15 protein-coding genes are annotated in these 18,364 nt (G+C 69.3%); 11 read left to right on the forward strand and 4 right to left on the reverse strand.

What is annotated here, in order from left to right:
- Window positions 1-394 precede the first annotated feature (394 nt).
- The 7 genes from IF11_RS0107405 to IF11_RS0107435 all read left to right on the forward strand — a co-directional run bounded on the left by IF11_RS0107405 (window position 395) and on the right by IF11_RS0107435 (window position 6,461).
- Complete coding sequence (locus IF11_RS0107405; RefSeq protein ID WP_030350646.1) at window positions 395-1,546, forward strand: ATP-binding protein; 1,152 nt, start codon at window positions 395-397, stop codon at window positions 1,544-1,546.
- The gene (locus tag IF11_RS0107410; protein ID WP_030350647.1) at window positions 1,543-1,953 is read left to right on the forward strand and encodes a roadblock/LC7 domain-containing protein; all 411 of its coding nucleotides are present in this window, start codon (window positions 1,543-1,545) and stop codon (window positions 1,951-1,953) included. Before IF11_RS0107405 ends, IF11_RS0107410 begins: the two co-directional genes overlap by 4 nt.
- Window positions 1,950-2,330, forward strand: coding sequence for a DUF742 domain-containing protein (locus tag IF11_RS38600; RefSeq protein WP_078490517.1), 381 nt, complete (start codon window positions 1,950-1,952; stop codon window positions 2,328-2,330). The genes IF11_RS0107410 and IF11_RS38600 overlap by 4 nt, the downstream gene beginning before the upstream one ends.
- On the forward strand, window positions 2,305-2,895 hold the full coding sequence (locus IF11_RS0107420; protein WP_030350649.1) for a GTP-binding protein: 591 nt from the start codon (window positions 2,305-2,307) through the stop codon (window positions 2,893-2,895). Before IF11_RS38600 ends, IF11_RS0107420 begins: the two co-directional genes overlap by 26 nt.
- A gap of 9 nt (window positions 2,896-2,904) precedes the next feature.
- The gene (locus IF11_RS0107425; RefSeq protein ID WP_030350650.1) at window positions 2,905-4,275 is read left to right on the forward strand and encodes a cytochrome P450; all 1,371 of its coding nucleotides are present in this window, start codon (window positions 2,905-2,907) and stop codon (window positions 4,273-4,275) included.
- 221 nt (window positions 4,276-4,496) lie between these two features.
- Window positions 4,497-5,630, forward strand: a complete 1,134-nt coding sequence (locus IF11_RS0107430; protein WP_240627780.1) for a cytochrome P450 — start codon at window positions 4,497-4,499, stop codon at window positions 5,628-5,630.
- Window positions 5,631-5,696: 66 nt separating this feature from the next.
- Window positions 5,697-6,461 (forward strand): enoyl-CoA hydratase/isomerase family protein, encoded by a 765-nt coding sequence (locus tag IF11_RS0107435; protein ID WP_030350652.1) that lies wholly within the window; start codon window positions 5,697-5,699, stop codon window positions 6,459-6,461.
- Window positions 6,462-6,499: 38 nt separating this feature from the next.
- On the opposite strand, the gene IF11_RS0107440 is transcribed toward IF11_RS0107435, so the two are convergent.
- Window positions 6,500-7,333: a GntR family transcriptional regulator gene (locus tag IF11_RS0107440; protein ID WP_030350653.1), complete on the reverse strand. Its 834-nt coding sequence runs from the start codon at window positions 7,331-7,333 to the stop codon at window positions 6,500-6,502.
- Window positions 7,334-7,450: 117 nt separating this feature from the next.
- On the opposite strand from IF11_RS0107440, the gene IF11_RS0107445 reads away from it, so the two are divergent.
- Both IF11_RS0107445 and IF11_RS0107450 read left to right on the forward strand, forming a co-directional pair.
- Window positions 7,451-8,299 (forward strand): (2Fe-2S)-binding protein, encoded by an 849-nt coding sequence (locus IF11_RS0107445; RefSeq protein ID WP_030350654.1) that lies wholly within the window; start codon window positions 7,451-7,453, stop codon window positions 8,297-8,299.
- Between the two features lie 210 nt (window positions 8,300-8,509).
- Window positions 8,510-9,568 carry a DUF2637 domain-containing protein gene (locus IF11_RS0107450; RefSeq protein ID WP_030350655.1) on the forward strand — a complete coding sequence of 353 codons (1,059 nt, stop codon included), beginning with the start codon at window positions 8,510-8,512 and terminating at the stop codon, window positions 9,566-9,568.
- 176 nt (window positions 9,569-9,744) lie between these two features.
- Here the strand turns inward: IF11_RS0107450 and IF11_RS0107455 are convergent, their stop codons facing one another.
- On the reverse strand, window positions 9,745-10,137 hold the full coding sequence (locus tag IF11_RS0107455; protein ID WP_030350656.1) for an ATP-binding protein: 393 nt from the start codon (window positions 10,135-10,137) through the stop codon (window positions 9,745-9,747).
- 229 nt (window positions 10,138-10,366) lie between these two features.
- On the opposite strand from IF11_RS0107455, the gene IF11_RS0107460 reads away from it, so the two are divergent.
- Window positions 10,367-13,474, forward strand: a complete 3,108-nt coding sequence (locus IF11_RS0107460; RefSeq protein WP_030350657.1) for an alpha-mannosidase — start codon at window positions 10,367-10,369, stop codon at window positions 13,472-13,474.
- Window positions 13,475-13,617: 143 nt separating this feature from the next.
- On the opposite strand, the gene IF11_RS0107465 is transcribed toward IF11_RS0107460, so the two are convergent.
- A complete protein-coding gene (locus tag IF11_RS0107465) occupies window positions 13,618-15,360 on the reverse strand; it encodes a pyruvate dehydrogenase (protein WP_030350658.1) in 1,743 nt (580 codons plus the stop codon).
- A gap of 111 nt (window positions 15,361-15,471) precedes the next feature.
- Window positions 15,472-16,899: a protein phosphatase 2C domain-containing protein gene (locus IF11_RS0107470; RefSeq protein ID WP_030350659.1), complete on the reverse strand. Its 1,428-nt coding sequence runs from the start codon at window positions 16,897-16,899 to the stop codon at window positions 15,472-15,474.
- A gap of 343 nt (window positions 16,900-17,242) precedes the next feature.
- Between IF11_RS0107470 and IF11_RS0107475 the strand changes: the two genes are divergently transcribed.
- On the forward strand, window positions 17,243-18,235 hold the full coding sequence (locus tag IF11_RS0107475) for a helix-turn-helix domain-containing protein (protein ID WP_030350660.1): 993 nt from the start codon (window positions 17,243-17,245) through the stop codon (window positions 18,233-18,235).
- Window positions 18,236-18,364: the final 129 nt, after the last annotated feature.

The raw sequence follows: 18,364 nt of genomic DNA on the forward strand, positions 1-18,364 counted from the left end.
GGGCAATGAATCCGGCCCGGAGCACTCTCCGGCGGACGGAGAAGGATCACCAACAACCCCAAAAGGGGAGCCTTGCTGAATTTCCGTCAGATGCCAGAAACGGAACAGAACGACATGGACGTCGCCCCATCGTGTGGTGATAAGATCGCCAAGCTTGCCAAGCGGTGCCAAACCCGCTATGGCATAAAGGAAAAGTCAGCGCATCGGCCCAGAATTCCGCCACTCCCCGGGGAGAACTATGCCATCAGCCGGGCCTTCAAGGCAGTCCGGCAGGCTAGTATGCGCCGACCTATCCCGTAATCAGTGACCGCGATATGTCTGTGAACGCGAGATCACTCGAACGTACCCTCCAGACATTCAGCACCTGGTGGCCCAGTCGCCCGAAGAGAGTCTTATGACGCAATACTTCCAGGATCCAGCGCTTTGGGGTCTGATCGCTGGTACTCCTGTCGCCGCGACCGCGATCATTCGCGGAAGAAAATCGATCGCCGAGCTGCGGAAGGAGAAACAGGAGCTCAAGGCTCATTACGCCACCCTTGAGGACCATTACGCGGAGGCCGTGGAAGAGGCCAAGGACAGGGCGGAAGAAGCCACCAAGACCGCACTGAAGTCCGCCATGCGGACGCTTCAGGGTCTCGCCAGCGAACAGCAGCTGGCCATCACCAAACTTCAGGACAAGTACGGCGAGCTCCAGATTCTCCAGGACCTCCTGGACATCGACCACATGAATTCGCAGTTCGCCCGGCGTGCGCAGTCCATCGCCGTGCTCTGCGACGGATGGCTCGGCCGACAGCGCGACGCGGCCTCGCTGTACGACGTGGTCCGCAGCGCGAAGGGCCGTATTCGCCACTTCACCCGGGTCGAGATCCGGGCCCAGAGTAATTTCGCCATTGTCAGCCGGGCCGTCGAGCCGGTCGCGCTCACCCTCGCCGAACTGCTGGACAACGCCACCAGTTACTCGGCGCCGGAAACAGTGATCGAGATCAATATCCGGCCCGTGCCCAAGGGCGTCTGCATCATCGTCGATGACGCCGGTGTCGGCATGAACGAGGAAGAGAAGGCCAGGGCGGCCAAGCTCCTGTCGAGCGAACGCTCCCCCGGCGTCTCCGGTCTCGGCAATCCGCCGCAGTTCGGCTTCACCGTGATCGGTGTGCTCGCCGCTCGCTACGGCTTCACCGTGTCCGTGGATTCCACCTCCCCCTACGGCGGTGTACGCGCGGTGGTGCTGCTCCCCGACGAGCTCCTCACCGCCATGCCAGAGCCCGCGCCCGAGCCTCAGCCCGAGCCCAAGGAGTTCCCCGCCGTGGCCGCGTCCTCCCCGATGCCGCCCGAGGAGAATCCGGTGGCTCCCTCGACCACATTCGGCGGTCTCCCGAAACGCCGGCGGAGAGGCGCGATATCCATCGTGCCGACCGCCGACAGCGCGGAAGCCCCGGCTCCTCGCTCCAGCGAACAAGCCGCCTCCGTCATGGGCGCGTTCCAGCGGGGTACGCAGTCGGGTCGCCGTTCCACCAACGCAAGCAGCGAAGGGCATGAGACTCAGTGAATTACGACCTGTCATGGATGCTTGACAGTGCCCTTGAAGTGCCCGAAGCACGGCACGCGATCCTTGTCTCGGCCGATGGCCTGCTCATGGCCCGCTCCAAGGATGTCGGCAAGGATCACGCCGATACCGTCGCCGCGGCGATGAGCGGAATGCAGTCGCTGAGCCGTACGGTCGCCGACTTCTGCGGCGGACCGCCGAACAATCGGCCGCAGTGGCACCAGACGCTGGTGGAGTTCGACCACGGCTTTGTCTTTCTCATCTCCGCCGGCGAGGGCGCCTATCTCGCCGTTTCCGCGTCGCCCGAGGTCGACATGGCCGAGATCACCTTCCGTATGCAGCAGCTCGTCGGCCAGCTCGGCAAATCCCTGACCAGTCCCCCTCGCGAGATTGCTGACACCAAGGCATGACCACATCAGATGAGCCGGATCAGGAACCAGTAGCCCCGCAATTAGTGCGACCGTATGTCATCACCAACGGCCGCAACCTGCTCGGTGACCACGAGTTTTCCTTGATCACTCTGGTCACGGCGGCCGAGGACATATCCAGAACGGGGAATCTCGATCCTGAGAAGCGCCGTCTGCTGGAGCTGTGTTCGGGAGGTTATCTCTCGGTCGCCGAAATAGTCGGACACTCTCATCTCCCCGTGGGTGTCGTCAAAATCCTGCTGTCCGACCTCACGGAGGAGGGGTATCTCTTCACACGCGCCCCCATACCTGCCGCGAAACTTGTCGACCGGCACATACTTGAGGAGGTGCTGAATGGCCTTCAAGCCCGCTTTGGATGACGGTGTCTATCTGCGCGAATCAGTGCAGACCGCTGCGAAGATCCTGGTGGTCGGGCATTTCGCCGTGGGCAAGACGACATTCATCGGGACCATGTCCGAGATCCCGCCGCTGCGTACCGAAGAACTGATGACGCAGGCCGGCGAGGGAATCGACGACCTCAAGGGCACGACCGGCAAGACCACGACGACGGTGGCCATGGACTTCGGCCGCCTCACACTCAGCGACAGGCTGGTCCTCTATCTCTTCGGCACACCCGGGCAGCAGCGCTTCGTCCAGGTGTGGGAAGACATGTCCCGGGGCGCCCTCGGGGCATTGGTGCTGGTGGATCCCGAGCGCCTCGAAGAGTCCTTCCCCGTGATGGACCTCGTCGAACACTACGGAATTCCCTACACCATAGCGGTAAACCGATTCGACGACACAGAGACCCATCAGGACGAGGAAATACGAGAGGCGCTCGACCTGCTCCCCGAGACGCCCCTCGTCAATTGTGACGCGCGGGACCAGCGGTCATCAGCCAACGCGCTCATCGTCCTCGTCCGCTACCTCCAGTCACGCCTTCGCTAGGAGTTCGGCATGCAATCTCATTCGGAATTCCAGGCCCCACCACCTGGCTGCCCGGCGCACAACAGCGGCTTGCGCGTGCCTCTGCACGGTCCCGAATTCGCTGCCGACCCGGACGCCTTCTACGAGCACATGCGGCACTACGGCCCAGCCGCGCCGGTGGAGTTGGCCCCCGGGGTGGAGGCCTCGCTCGTCACGGACTACGCGGCGGCGCTCCATGTGCTCCAGAACCCCGAGGCGTTCGCCCGGGACTCGCGCCGCTGGCGCGCGCTGAACGAGGGCCGGGTGCCCCTCGACAGCCCCGTGCTGCCCATGATGATGTACCGGCCGAACCCGATGTTCTCCGACGGCGCCGAGCACTTGAGGCTCCGTCAGGCCGTGACGGAGAGTCTGGCCAAGATCGACACGCACCGGGTGACCCGGCATGTCGAGCGCGTCGCGTCGTATCTCATCAGCCAGTTCAGCGGCCGCGGCAAGGCCGATCTGATCGGCGACTACGCGCAGGTGCTGCCGCTGCTGGTCTTCAACGACCTCTTCGGCTGCCCGGCCGAGATCGGTGACCGGCTGGTCTTCGGGTTCTCCGGCATCTTCGACGGCATCGACGCGGAGAAGGCGAACGAGGTCCTGACCGAGTCGCTGAACGAACTGGTCGCGCTCAAGCGGGCCCAGCCCGGCGAGGACGTCACCTCCTGGCTGATGCAGCATCCGGTCCGGCTCACCGACGAGGAGATGATCCATCAGCTCCTGCTGCTCATCGGGGCGGGCACGGAGCCGCTGTCGAATCTCATCGCCAACTCGCTGCGGGTGCTGCTCTCCGACGACAAGTACGCCGACGGACCGCACTCGGCCGGCCTGCTGGTCGAGGACGCCATCAACGACGTCCTGTGGAACAGCACCCCCATCGCCAACTACGCGGCGCACTACCCGCTGTACGACGTCGACCTCAACGGCAGCAAGCTGGACGCCGGTGACCCCGTGCTCATCAGCTTCGCCGCCGCCAACACCGACCCCAGCCTGTCCGTGAGCCGTCAGACGCTCAGCAAGCGGGCGCATCTGGCCTGGGGCGCCGGCCCGCACGCCTGCCCGGCGAAGGACCCGGCGCTGCTCATCTCCGTACTGGCCATCGAGAAGCTGCTCAACGGCCTGCCGGACATCGAGCTCGCGGTGCCCGCGGAGTCGCTGCTCTCCCGTCCGGGTCCGTTCCACCGGGCGCTCAGCGCGCTTCCGGCCCGTTTCACCCCGGTACGGAAAGAGAAGTCGGAATCCACCCCGTATCCGATGAGCAGCGGGCGTCCCGCCGGAAATGCCCCCGTGCAGGCGCACCAGGGCAAGGCGCAGAAGGGTAGCTTCTGGAGCGGATTCCTCGCCTGGTGGAAGGTGTGAGATCCGCAACAAAGCGGGGCCCTTTACCTTCGCATGAACGTTCAACCGCAGGGGTAGGCAGGGTGGGCGAATCTTATGTGATCCCTTGAAAAGGAGTCGCTGTGGAGCCCTCCCTGACTACCTCGTCCGTAGACCGACGCGCCGTAGTCTCGATATTCTCCCGCCTGCGCACATCCAATGGCCAGTCAAATCCATTGCCTCTCTACGCAGAACTCAGAGCAATGGGAGATATCATCCCCGCCCCCTGGGGCGGGCATCTGGTGACCTCCTACAACCTCTGCGACCAGGTACTGAGGAACAAGACCTGGCAGGTTCCCGACAGCGAGTGGCGCGCCAGGCAGGGCGCGGCAACACGCTGGAACGCCTCCTCTTCGCGGGAAATGGGAAAGACTCTGCCCGCACTGAATCCGCCGCACCACACCCGGGTGCGGCGGTCGGTCGGCAACACTTTCGACCGTAAATCTCTCGCGAATTCCAAGGGTTCGATCGAGAAGTCCACGGAGCAATTGCTGGACCGGCTCACCGAGAAATTGCGGAGCGGCCGGGCCGATTTCAGTTCGCTGGTCAGCGACGAATTGCCCATCATGACGATCGGCGAATGGCTCGGCCTGCCGCCCTCCGATTACCAACGGCTCCGTTCACTCACCCGCGATCAGGTGTTCTCGCAGGAATTGCTGCCGACGCCGAGCCAGCTCGCACTGTCGGACGCCGCCACCGCCCAATTGCGCGAGTACTTCACGGCGGTCATACGCGAACGCCGCCGCACACCGGGCGACGATCCGATCTCGGAATGGCTGCGGACCTGGGACGGTCTCGACGACGACCAGGGGGCGGCCGACGAAGCCGTCTACTTCCTCTCGTTCCTCTTCCTCCTGGCCGCGCCGGAGACGACGGCGACGCTCCTCTCCCAAATGGTGTGGCTCCTGCTGAAGCACCCGCGCCAGCTGAGCTGGCTGCGCACGCATCCCGAGCACATACCGGGCGCCGTCGAGGAGGTGCTCCGCTACGACTCGCCGAACCATGTGATCAGCAGGGTCGCCGCCGAGGACACCACCCTGGGCGGCGCGTACGTCCAGCGTGACCAGATGGTGCATCTCATGGTCGGCGTCGCCAACCATGACCCGGAGCAGCACGCCGAGCCTGAGCTCTTCGACATACGGCGCAAGGCCGCGCACCTCAGCTTCAGCGGCGGAATCCACTACTGCATCGGCGCGCCGCTGGCCCGGCTGGAGGCGACGACCCTGCTCACGTCCCTGCTGAGGAGGCTGCCCGATCTCCGTCTCGACGGGGAACCCGTCTGGGCGCCCCGCGTGGGCTTCCGCCGGATTCTGGAACTCCCGGTGACCAGAGCCTGACCTGCCGTCAGGACCATAAAGGGACGTAACGCAGTGAGAACTGACACATACACAGGGAATCGCGCGGTGGACGAGTTCAAGGCACTCCGGGTCATACAGGAAGGGCCCGTGCTGAGGGTCGAGCTGAACTCCCCCGAGACCGGCAATGCCGTCTCCGGGACGCTCCTGGACGAACTGCTCACCGTACTGAGCACCCTTCAGGACGACCCCGGAATCCGGGTGTTGATCCTCTCCGGCGCGGGAGACGACTTCTGTCTCGGCGGCGACCGGGCGGAATTCGCCGAATTCCTGGCCGCGGACCCCACCGGGGCGAGCCTTCGCACCCTCGGCAAGAAGGCACGCCGGGTCTGTGACGCGCTCGCGACGGCCGATGTGGTCACCATCGCCCGGCTGCATGGCGGCGTGATAGGCGCGGGGCTCGCTCTCGCCGTGTTCTGCGATCTGCGGGCAGGGGCGGACGACTGCCGTTTCCGTATGCCCGAACTCGCTCTGGGTATGCCTCCGGCCTGGGGAGGAGCCCTGCCCCGGCTGATGCAGGAGGCGGGCGCTGCCAAGGTCCGCGAGCTGCTGCTGACCGGTAACAATTTCGACGCGGCGACGGCGGTGGAGCTGTCCGTCCTGCACAAGGTCGTCCCGGTGGAAGAGCTCGACGACGCTGTCCAGCAGTGGGTCAGGCCGATGGTCCGCAGGTCCCCGGCGGCTCTGCGGACCGCCAAGGTGATGCTGAACGCGTACGGCGGCGCGAACCGTCTCGCGGACACCACCCTCCTCGACGCGGAGCTGATGACCTCGGCGCTGACAGCGGCGGCGGCCGCCTCCCGCCATCGCTGACATCGGCACATCGGTGACGTCGGCGAATCAGTGCGGATTCAGCCGGCCGAGCCCGTGAAGTGCTCCCGTATCAGCGACTGCACCACCGGCAGGTCCCGCGCCATCAACGCGTCGAGCAGCGCGGAGTGTTCGGCCGCGTCCGCGACGAGATCGGCACGGCGTACGGCCGGGGCGCTGACCAGCGGCCACTGCGAACGCCGGTGCAAATCGTCGGCCACCATGACCAGTTGCCGGTTGCCCGAGAGAGCGAGCAGCGCGCGGTGGAAGGCGCGGTCGCTCTCCGCGTACGCCGCGCGGTCCCCGACAGCGGCGGCGGCGCCGGTCGCCTCGGCCAACGGGGCCAGTTCCGCCCATCGTTCGGCGGATACGGTACGGGCCAGCCGCAGCATCACCGGCACTTCGAGCAGGGCGCGCACCTCGGCCAGCTCGGCCAGTTCACGGGCGCTGCGCTCGATGACACGGAAGCCGCGGTTGAGCACGACCTCGACGGCGCCCTCCAGCGCGAGCTGCTGCATGGCCTCGCGTACCGGAGTGGCGGAGACGCCGAAGCGCTCGCCGAGCACGGGGGCGGAGTAGACCTCACCGGGGACCAGCTCACCGCTGACGAGCGCGGTGCGCAGGGCGTCGAGGATCTGTCCGCGTACGGAATGACGGCGTACCGGCGGGGACGGGGGCGAGGGCTGGGACTGGGACTGGGACTGGGACTGGGACTGCGAAGGGCAACCGGACCGGTCGGGCTCACTGTGCGTGTGCTCGCCGCGCACCTGCTCCGGCACCCGCCGGGCCCCGGGGGCCGACGCCTCGGACGGTCCCGACGCCCCCGGCGCGTACGGCCGCGGCACGGCGGCGTCGCGCGCTCTGCCCTGTTCCACTCCGGTCCACCTCCTTCGCCATGCACGATAGGCCGACCGGGCCGCAGTTCAAACCTCGATCACGTCGGGTAAGGTAAGGCTTACCTGCAAACGATCCCGATTCGGTGGTCCCCCTGCATGACCCTGCCCACGCTGCTGCCCGGCCTCCTCGCCTCGCCCGTGACCGACGCGTACGCGCGTCTGGCCGAGGTGTTCCCCGCGCTGAGCATCGACCAGCTCACCGAGAGTGAGCGGCCCCCGGCCGGTGGCGGCTGGGTGAGCGCGGCGGATCTGGCGGCCGGGGGCGCGGCCCTCGATACGTTCCTCGCCTGGGACGAGGCGCAGGTGCGGCGGGACTACCGGCAGGAGGCGCGCCCCGATGTGGTCGCCGGCTTCGCCTTCCACCGGTACGCCTGGCCGGCCTGTCTGCTGATCACCGTGCCCTGGTTCCTGCACCGCAGGGTGCCCCGGCTGCCCGTCGAGGCCGTCTCCTTCCAGCGGGCGCTGGGCCGGATGACCGTACGGATCGACGAGTTCGCCTGTCTGCCGGACGACCCCGCCGCGGCGCTGCCCGGCGCCCGGGTCGTCCCGGACGAGGAGGCCCTGCGCGCCGAGGTACGGGCGGCCGTCGCCGGACATCTCGCACCGGTCCTCGACGGCTTCGCCCCGCGGATGCGGCGCGGCCGGCGGGCGCTGTGGGGGATGGCGACCGACGAGATCGTCGAGGGCCTCTGGTACATCGCCCAGCTGCTGGGCGAGGAGCGCTACGCGATGGCGGAGCTGGAGCGGCTGATGCCGGGCACGACCGCGCCGTATGTCGGTGCGGCGGGTTTCCGTGAGCTGACCGGACCGGACGGCGAAACTTTGCCGACCCGTGACCGGGCCAGTTGCTGCCTTTTCTACACGCTGCGTCCCGAGGACACCTGCGTCACCTGTCCGCGTACCTGCGACAACGACCGGGTCCGGAAGCTCACCGCGAGCGTCTGACTCCGCGTCACCCTCGGTCCCACGCCACCCGCAGGGGTGATATTAATCGAACATGACAGCCACCTGCCGAACGGCGGTGTCAGCCGTTCGTGCCTCTTCAAGTGCTGCACCGCCTCGTTGGTGTTCTCTTGTCCCGAAACCCCCTGAGCGTCACCGCACTTACGCCAAAATGGCGTCCCAAACGCCCTACTGCGATGCAAGGAACACCGCATGCGACTGACAGACATATCGCTGAACTGGCTGCTTCCCGGCGTCGTCCTGCTCGTCGGAATCCTGGTGGCGGCGGCGGTGTTCGCGCGCGGCAAGCGCGCGGCTGACAAGCCCGCACCCGTCGAGGATTCCTGGGAACGCAGCGAGGAGCGCCGCAGACGCAAGGAAGCCATCTACGGCATCGCCTCCTACGCACTCCTCTTCTGCTGCGCGGCGGTCGCCGCCGCGCTCTCGTTCAAGGGCCTGGTCGGCTTCGGCCAGGAGAACCTCGGTCTCAGCGGCGGCTGGGAGTATCTCGTCCCGTTCGGTCTCGACGGCGCGGCGATGTTCTGCTCCGTGCTCGCGGTGCGCGAGGCCAGCCACGGCGACGCGGCCCTCGGCTCGCGGCTGCTGGTGTGGACGTTCGCCGGTGCCGCCGCCTGGTTCAACTGGGTGCACGCGCCCACGGGCCTCGGCCACGAAGGCGCTCCGCAGTTCTTCTCCGGCATGTCCCTCTCGGCCGCGGTCCTGTTCGACCGCGCGCTGAAGCAGACCCGCCGTGCGGCGCTGCGCGAGCAGGGTCTTGTCCCCCGTCCGCTGCCGCAGATCCGGATCGTACGGTGGCTGCGGGCACCCCGCGAGACCTTCGGCGCCTGGTCGCTGATGCTGCTCGAAGGCGTCCGTACGCTGGACGAGGCGGTCGATGAGGTACGCGAGGACCGTCGCCAGAAGGAGCACAACCGGCACCGCAGGCGGGAGCAGGAGAAGCTGGACCGGGCGCAGATCAAGGCGCTCAACCGTCAGCACCGGGCCTGGGGCCGGGGGCGTGGCGGCCGTCAGGTGGCCCTTCCCGCGGTGAACTCGGGATCGGGCTCGCCGCCGGCCGTCGAAGCCGCCGCGGAGCCTGCCATAGTGGAGCCCGGCCAACTGAACCAGCGCTCTCGGCTCTCCCTTCAGCCCGTGAAGACCAGTGAGACTCCTCGTACGGTCGATCTGACCGCGGAGGACGACACCATGGCGCTGCCCAGGCTCGACTCCCTGGAGCGCAAACTCAAGGATCTGGAGCAGCAGTTCGGCTGACGCGGGCCGCTCGGCCGACACGGTCGGTCGGGCTGACGCGACCTCGGGGGAACAGCACTCGGACCGGTGTGACGGACAGCCGTCACGCCGGTCCGCTGTTTTCACCCGCCCCACAGCACTCCACCCCACAGCTCCCCGCCCCACGGCACTCCGCCCCACCCTGTCCCGCACCGCCCTTACGCCGCCTCGCCGTTGAGCTCGAACCAGACCACCTTGCCCACCGGCCTCGCCCGTATCCCCCAGTCGTCCGCCAGGCTCCGTACCAGCGCGAGCCCCCTGCCGTGCGTGGCGTCGTCGGGCACCGGCCGCTCCGGCGCGGGCGGCGCCGGCACTCCCGCGACGAAGTCCCGTACCTCCACGCGCAGCCGGGAGTCCGCGATGGTCGCGGTGACCACGGCGCCGTCGTCCGTATGCACCAGCGCGTTCGTGACCAGCTCGCTGATCAGCAGCTCCGCCACCGCCGCGGAGTCCTTCTCCTGCCAGTGCCGCAGCATCTCCCGCAAGGCGTGGCGTACTTCGGGGACGGCCGCGAGATCGGCGCCCCCCACTCTGCGCCGCAGACCTCTCATCACTCTGTCCCCCCGCTCATGACGTCCCTCTCCCCGCTGCTCCGGACCCGCCCCGCGCTCGTATGCGTACAGGAGATGCATTCCCCACCCGGAATGGACCACTCATGGTGTTCATCACCTGATCGCCGCAGTCGGGGCAGAGGGCGCGCGGAGGGTGCGCGAGGACTGCCCGGGGAAGTGAGGGGGGAGTGAAACCGTGCGAACCGATCCCGAGGAGCGAGGAGCACCGATGCACGACGACCGATCCCTGGTGGAAGGGCGACTGGAGCGGGCGCTGCGCCAGTTCATCCGCCCCGCGCAGTACGCGGCCCGGGAGCCGCTCTCGCTCTCCGTCTGGCACGCGCCGGGCGAGCCGGTGCCGGTGGGCCAGGCGCTCCAAGGCTCCTACAAGCCGTTCACGACCGGTACGGAGTGGGGCTCGCCCTGGTCCACCAGTTGGTTCCGGCTGGAGGGTGTGGTCCCCGCGTCCTGGGCCGGCCGGGCCGTCGAGGTGGTCATCGACCCGGGATTCACCGGTGAGGGGCCCGGTTTCCAGGCCGAGGGGCTGGTGTACGACGCCGCGGGCGTGCCGCTCAAGGGCATCCATCCGCGCAACCGGCACATCCCCGTCGCCGCGCCCGCGGCCGGCGGCGAGCCCGTCCGGCTGCTGCTGGAGGCGGCCGCCAACCCGGCCGTCCTGCATGACTTCGAGCCGACGCTCCTCGGTGACGTACTGACCGCGGGCAACCGTCCGCTCTATCGTTTCGCCGCCGCCGACCTGGCCGTTCTGGACGAGGAGGTCTGGCATCTGATCCTCGATGTCGAGGTGCTCACGGAGCTGATGCGCGAGCTGCCCGTGGACCGCTCACGCCGCCATGAGATCCTGCGCGCCCTGGAGTCCATGCTCGACGCGCTCGATCTGCACGATGTGGCGGGCACGGCCGCCGCCGCGCGCGGTGAGCTGGCGGAGGCGCTCTCCCGGCCCGCGTCCCCGAGCGCCCACCGGATCTCGGCGGCGGGGCACGCCCATATCGACTCGGCCTGGCTGTGGCCGCTGCGCGAGACCGTACGGAAGGCGTCGCGGACCTTCGCCAATGTCACGGCGCTCGCCGCCGACTACCCGGAGCTGGTCTTCGCCTGCTCGCAGGCGCAGCAGTACGCCTGGGTGCGGGACCACCAGCCGCACATCTGGGAGCGGATCAAGCGAAGCGTGGCGGACGGGACATGGGCGCCGGTGGGCTCCATGTGGGTGGAGTCGGACGCCAATATGCCCGGCGGAGAGGCGCTGGCCCGGCAGATCGTGCACGGCAAGCGCTTCTTCCAGGAGGAGCTGGGCGTCGAGACGGAGGAGATCTGGCTGCCGGACTCGTTCGGATACACGGCGGCCTTCCCGCAGTTGGCGAAGCTCGCCGGGGTGAAGTGGTTCCTCACCCAGAAGCTCTCCTGGAACCAGTCCAACAAGATGCCGCACCACTCCTTCTGGTGGGAGGGCATCGACGGCACGCGCGTCTTCACCCATTTCCCGCCGGTCGACACCTACAACTCGCAGTTCCACGGAGCCGAACTGGCGCATGCCGAACGGAACTTCGCCGAGAAGGGACGGGCGTCCCGGTCGCTGGTGCCGTTCGGCTGGGGCGACGGCGGTGGCGGCCCCACCCGGGAGATGATGGAGCGGGCACGGCGGCTGAAGTCCCTGGAGGGCTCGCCCCGGGTCGAGATCGAGCACCCGGCGGCCTTCTTCGCGGCGGCCGAGGAGGAGTACGGCGCCCAAGCGCCGGTCTGGTCGGGCGAGTTGTACTTGGAGCTGCACCGCGCCACGTACACCACCCAGGCCAAGACCAAGCAGGGCAACCGGCGCGCCGAACATCTGCTGCGAGAGGCCGAGTTGTGGGCGACGGCGGCGGCGCTGCACTCGGGTGGCCGCGCCGCTCCGTACGCGTATCCGTACGAGGAGCTGGACCGGATCTGGAAGACGGTGCTGCTGCACCAGTTCCATGACATCCTGCCGGGCTCGTCGATCGCGTGGGTGCACCGCGAGGCGCGCGCGACCTATGCGGCGGTACGGGACGAGCTGACGGGCATCATCGGGGACGCGCTGGCGGCGCTGGGCGGCGACGGCAGCGCGGTGGGGGTGTGGAACGCGGCCCCGTTCGCCCGCCGCGATGTCATCGCGGCCCGCGCCTCCGATGTGGCGGAGGGCGTGCTGACACAGCCGCTGGCCGACGGGGAGGTGCTCGCTCCGGCCCTGGTCAGGGCGGTGGCGCCGGGCACATTCACCACGCTAGCCCCGGCCCCCGTGGCGGCCGTGTCGGCGAACGGTGGCTTCACGCTGCGCAATCAGCTGCTGGAGGTGGTCATCGACGCGGACGGGCTGCTGACCTCCGTACGCGATCTCGTCGCGGGCCGCGAGGTGCTGGCGCCCGGCGGCCGGGGCAATCTGCTGCAACTGCACCCCGACCACCCCAATCAGTGGGACGCCTGGGACATCGACCGGCACTACCGGCGCCGGCACACCGATCTGACCGACGCCGACTCCGTCGAGCTGATCGAGGAGGGGCCGCTGCGGGCGGCGGTACGGGTGGTGCGGACGTTCGGGTCGTCCCGGATCACGCAGGAGATCCGGCTCACCGCCGACACCCGGCGCGTCGATATCGTCACCGAGGTCGACTGGCAGGAGTCGGAGAAGGTCCTCAAGGCCGCGTTCCCGCTCGACGTACACGCCGAACGCTCCACCGCCGAGGTGCAGTTCGGCCATGTGCACCGGGCGACGCACGACAACACCGGCTGGGACGCCGCCCGGTTCGAGATCTGCGCGCACCGCTGGCTGCGGGTCGCGGAGCCCGGCTACGGCGTCGCGGTGCTCAACGACTCGACCTACGGGCACGATGTGACCCGGGCGCCGCACGCGGACGGGCTCGGCACGACCGTACGGCTGACGCTGCTGCGCGCCCCGCACAGCCCGGACCCGGAGACCGATCTGGGCACGCACAGCTTCCGGTACGCGCTGCTGCCCGGCGGCACGGTGGAGGAGACCGTACAGGAGGGCCTGGCGCTGAACCTGCCGCTGCGCGTGGCACCGGCGCCGGAGCAGCTGCCCCTGGTGAACGTCGACCACCCGGCGGTGACCGTCGAGGCGGTCAAGCTCGCGGAGGACCGGAGCGGGGATGTGATCGTACGGCTCTACGAGGCGGCCGGCGGCCGGGCCGAGGCAACGCTGCGGGTCGGCTTCCCGGTGACCGGCGCGCGGGTGACGGATCTGCTGGAACGGCCGCTGCACGACGCGGAGACGGACGAGGAGGGACTGCGGCTGCGGCTGCGGCCGTTCCAGATCCTGACGCTGCGGCTCACGCCCGCGTGAGCCTTCACGGCGAGTGAGCCGAAGGGGGCGCGTCGACGTCGAAAGGGAGAGCGCGCGGAGGTTCGTGAGGAACGAACGAATCGAGCACGGTCGACCGTCGACGTCGGCAAGAGCGCCCCCTGAGGCGAACCAAGCCCCAAGAATCACGGCCGGGGCACGTTCCTCAAGTTGGAGCGTGCCATCTGGACCATGCGGCCCACTCCCCCGTCCAGGACGATCTTGCTGGCCGAGAGCGCGAAGCCCGTCACCATGTCGGCGCTGATCTTCGGTGGGATGGAGAGCGCGTTCGGGTCGGTGACGACATCGACCAGCGCCGGGCCCTTGTGCTTGAAGGCGTCCTTGAGCGCGCCCGCGAGCTGCCGGGGCTTCTCCACCCGTACCCCGTAGGCGCCGGCCGCGCGGGCGATGGCGGCGAAGTCCGGGTTGTGGTTGGTCGTGCCGTACGCAGGCAGCCCGGCCACCATCATCTCCAGCTCCACCATGCCCAGCGAGGAGTTGTTGAAGAGGACGATCTTCACCGGCAGGTCGTACTGGACGAGGGTGAGGAAGTCGCCCATCAGCATGGAGAATCCGCCGTCCCCGGACATCGAGACGACCTGGCGGTCGCGGTCGGTGAACTGCGCTCCGATGGCCTGCGGCAGCGCGTTGGCCATCGAGCCGTGGCTGAACGAGCCGATGACACGGCGCCGTCCGTTCGGCGTGAGATAACGGGCCGCCCAGACATTGCACATACCGGTGTCGACGGTGAACACGGCGTCGTCGTCGGCGACTTCGTCCAGTACGGAGGCGACGTACTCGGGGTGGATCGGGACATGCTTCTCGACCTTGCGGGTGTACGCCTTGACCACGCCCTCCAGCGCGTCGGCGTGCTTCTTCAGCATCTTGTCGAGGAACGAGCGGTCCGTCTTGGCCCGTACGCGCGGCGTCAGACAGGTCAGGGTCTCGCGGACATCGCCCCAGACGGCGAGGTCCAGTTTCGAGCGGCGGCCGAGGCGTTCCGGCCTGATGTCGACCTGGACGATCTTGACATCGTCGGGCAGGAACGCATTGTACGGGAAGTCCGTGCCGAGCAGGATCAGCAGATCGCACTGGTTGGTGGCCTCGTAGGCGGCGCCGTAGCCGAGCAGTCCGCTCATCCCGACGTCGTACGGATTGTCGTACTGGATCCACTCCTTGCCGCGCAGGGCGTGCCCGACAGGCGACTTGACGCGCTCGGCGAACTCCATCACCTGGGCATGCGCGCCGGCCGTGCCGCTGCCGCAGAAGAGGGTGATCCGGTTCGCCTCGTCGATCATGCGGGCGAGCTTGTCGATCTCCGCGTCGCCGGGGCGCACGGACGGCCGGGAGGTGACGAGCGCGTGCTCCTCCGCCTTCTCGGGGGCGGGGGCGGAGGCGATGTCGCCGGGCAGGGTGACCACGCTGACGCCGCTCTGCCCGATGGCGTGCTGGATCGCCGTCTGGACGAGGCGCGGCATCTGTTTCGGGCTGGAGATCATCTCGTTGTAGTGGCTGCACTCACGGAACAGCAGATCCGGGTGGGTCTCCTGGAAGTAGCCGAGACCGATCTCGCCGGACGGGATGTGGGAGGCGAGGGCGAGGACGGGCGCCATGGAGCGGTGGGCGTCGTAAAGACCGTTGATGAGATGCAGATTGCCGGGACCGCAGGAGCCGGCGCAGGCGGCGAGCTTGCCGGTGATCTGGGCCTCGGCGCCGGCCGCGAAGGCGGCGGTCTCCTCGTGCCTGACCTGGATCCAGTCGATCGCGCGGGTACGGCGGATGGCGTCGACGACCGGGTTGAGGCTGTCCCCGACGACTCCGTACAGCCGCTGGACGCCGGCCCTGACGAGGAGGTCGACGAACTGTTCCGCCACGCTCTGCTTGGCCATGGAAGCGCACCCTTTCTGGTGGACCGCCGGGGCCCCACCGGTGGGGGCCTGCTCCGTCCGGACGTGCCCGTCCAGCCCTGTCCGGTGTCCATCAACCCATGCCGGACGCGGTTACGCCTCCCAGACGCCGACCGCCGTGCGGTCGTCGGCGTAACCCTTCACCCTCAGCCCGGCGTCCGCGAGGAACCCGGCCAGACCCGGTGGGGCGGCCGGGCCCCAGCGGTCGGCCAGTTCGCGGGCGAGCGCGGGCTCGCCGCGCAGCGGCTCGGACATACCGGCGCTGCACAACAGGAGGGTGTCGCCGGGCCGGGCGACCGAGGCGCGGAACCGGAACGGCTCGGGCGGCGGCGGAAGCGGCGCTTCGCCGTACGGAGAGGTGGCGTACGGGGACGGGGTGTACGGGGACGGGGGTTTCGTGATCGCCAGATCCATCGTCAGCCGGTCGCCCTCGGGCGTCTCGGCGGGCGGGGAGCCGAAGCCGGCCACGGGCGGGCCGGTGGTGGCGGCGGGCTCGGCGAGGGGCGGCTCCAGGTCCTGCCACGCGCCGTCCCTGAGCCGGAAGAGGCCGCCGTCGCCGACCCCGAAGAACACGCGCGTACGGCAGTCGGGATCGGCGGAGAGCAGCAGACAGCGCAGGCCGGCGGTGTACTGCCCCGGGGGCAGCCCCAGTTCGGCGGCGCGGGCGCGGAGCTTGCCGAACCCCCGGTCGGTCAGCCGGTGCAGCCCGGACTTGAGGTCGCCCCTGCGGCCCGCCCGTATGTCCGCGGAGAGGCTGCCGTGGCTGCGGCCGACGGCGCCGCCGATCCACCGGCACACGTCCGCCGCGGCGCGATGGGAGCCCTCGGCGGCGCGGGCGCCACTGGCGACGGCGACGAGGACGAGCGCGTCGGCGCCGTCCCCGAAGCGGGCGGTCAGCAGGGCGTCGCGGCGGGGTTCGCCACGGTAGCGCGCGGAGTCGCCCCGTACGGACATGGCCCGCAGCGTGTACGTCCCGTAGCGCGCGCCGTCGAGGACGGTGTCGGCGACGATCTCGTCCAGCCGGTCGGCGTGCGCGGCGGGCAGGGCGGCGGGCTCGGGGTCGTACGTGGGCGGCCCGTCGCCCACATGGGTGACGCGGGCGGGCGAGGCGGCGGGCTCGCGGGGCGTGGGAGGTACGGGAGTTGGCCGACGCGGGTCCGGGGGCCGGGGTGGCAGCGGAGGCGAGGGCAGGGGTGACTCGGCCGGGGCGCCCGGCAGCGGTCGTGCGTCGCTGGGCTCGTACGGCACGGCCGGCTCCCATGGCTCCCATGGCTCCCCGGCGACGGGGGGCTGGGGTCGGGGTCGCTCCGGAGCCGTGGCTTCCGGCTGCGTGCCCACGGCGTCGAGCACCACATCCGGAACTGGGCCCGGCGCCGAGTCCGCCACCGCGTCGGCCGCCGAGTCGAAGCGGTCGTCGAGCGTGTCACCGGCCGCCGGTGCGGGGCCGGTGTCCGGCGTGGACTCGTCGTACAGCCGGTTCCACCAGTCGCCGTCGGCCGACTTCTCCCCCTGCTGGCTCATGACCCTATTGTCGACCGCGCCGGGGACGCGAAAACGGGGCGTCGGGAAAAAGAAGGCGGAGAAAAGAGCGGGAGAAACGCAGAGTCCGCCGGGCGGCCCCACCCCCCACGGGAAGGACGCCCGGCGGACATTCACAGATTCGACCAGAGCCGGTTTATGCATACCCACGGGGAATATGACCGGGTCTGTTGCTGCTGTGATGGCGCCACCTTGGCAGACAGACGGCCTGTACAGGGATGATGGGGGCGGCGGGTTTACGCCGTGGCCGGTTTCCGCCACGGCCCGTGGCGGAAAGAGCGTGGCCGGGAAGGCCGCGCGGGCGTCCAGGGAGGGGTTGGCAGGGATGCTGGGAGCGATAGGTCTCGACGAGAGACAGGAGTCCGCGTACCGCGCGCTGGTGGCGATCGGCGCAGCGGAGGTGGCGGATCTGGCCCATCGGCTCGCACTCCCCGAGCCGGACACCGAACGGGCCCTGCGCCGGCTGGAGCGGCAGGGCCTGGCCGCGCAGTCCTCGTCCCGTACCGGACGGTGGGTCGCGGCGCCGCCCGCCGTCGCGCTCGGCGCGCTGCTCACCCAGCACCGCCACGAGCTGGAACAGGCCGAACTGGCCGCCGTACTGCTCGCGGAGGAGTACCGCGCGGAGGCCACCGAGCCGGCGGTGCACGATCTGATCGAGGTGGTGACGGGCGCGAGCGCGGTGGCCCACCGCTTCCGCCAGTTGCAGCTGGGCGCCACCGAGGAGGTCTGCGCCCTGGTCACCGGCCGGCCGGTGGCCGTGACCGGGATGGACAACGAGGCCGAGGAGCGGGCGGCCTCGCGCGGGGTCGCGTACCGGGTGGTCCTCGAACGCGAGGTGCTCTCGCTGCCCGCCGGCATCACCGAACTGTCCGCCGCGCTCGGCCGCGACGAGCAGGTCCGGGTGACCGAGCGGGTGCCGACGAAGCTGGTGGTGGCGGACCGCGCCCTGGCGATGGTGCCGCTGACGGGCCGTGGGGTCGGGCCCGCGGCCCTGGTCGTGCACGCCAGTGGACTGCTGGAGTCGCTGATGGGGCTCTTCGAGGCGGTGTGGCGCGAGGCGTTGCCGCTCAGGCTCGGTACGGACGGCGCGGTCACGGAGCTGGACCTTCCCGGTCCTGACACCACCGACCTGGAGATCCTGTCCCTGCTGCTCGCCGGTATGACGGACGCGAGCGTGGCCAAACAGCTGGACCTGGGGCTGCGCACCGTACAGCGCAGAGTGAAGGGGCTGATGGAGCTGAGCGGGGTGACGACCCGTCTCCAGCTGGGCTGGCACGCCTACGAGAAGGGCTGGGTGGCACGCGACCTGCGGCCCTGAGCGCGATCCCGCACAGCGAAGCAGAGGGAAGTGTGGCAGCTCGTCCTGGTGGGCCTGGTGATGCTGCTCGGGCTTACTCGTCCGGTCCCCGGTGTGCCGGGGCGATCGGCGGGCGACGGGCTATTCGAT

Origin of the sequence: Streptomyces scopuliridis RB72 (genome assembly GCF_000718095.1) — a bacterium.
In the GTDB taxonomy this organism is placed as follows: Bacteria; Actinomycetota; Actinomycetes; order Streptomycetales; family Streptomycetaceae; genus Streptomyces; species Streptomyces scopuliridis.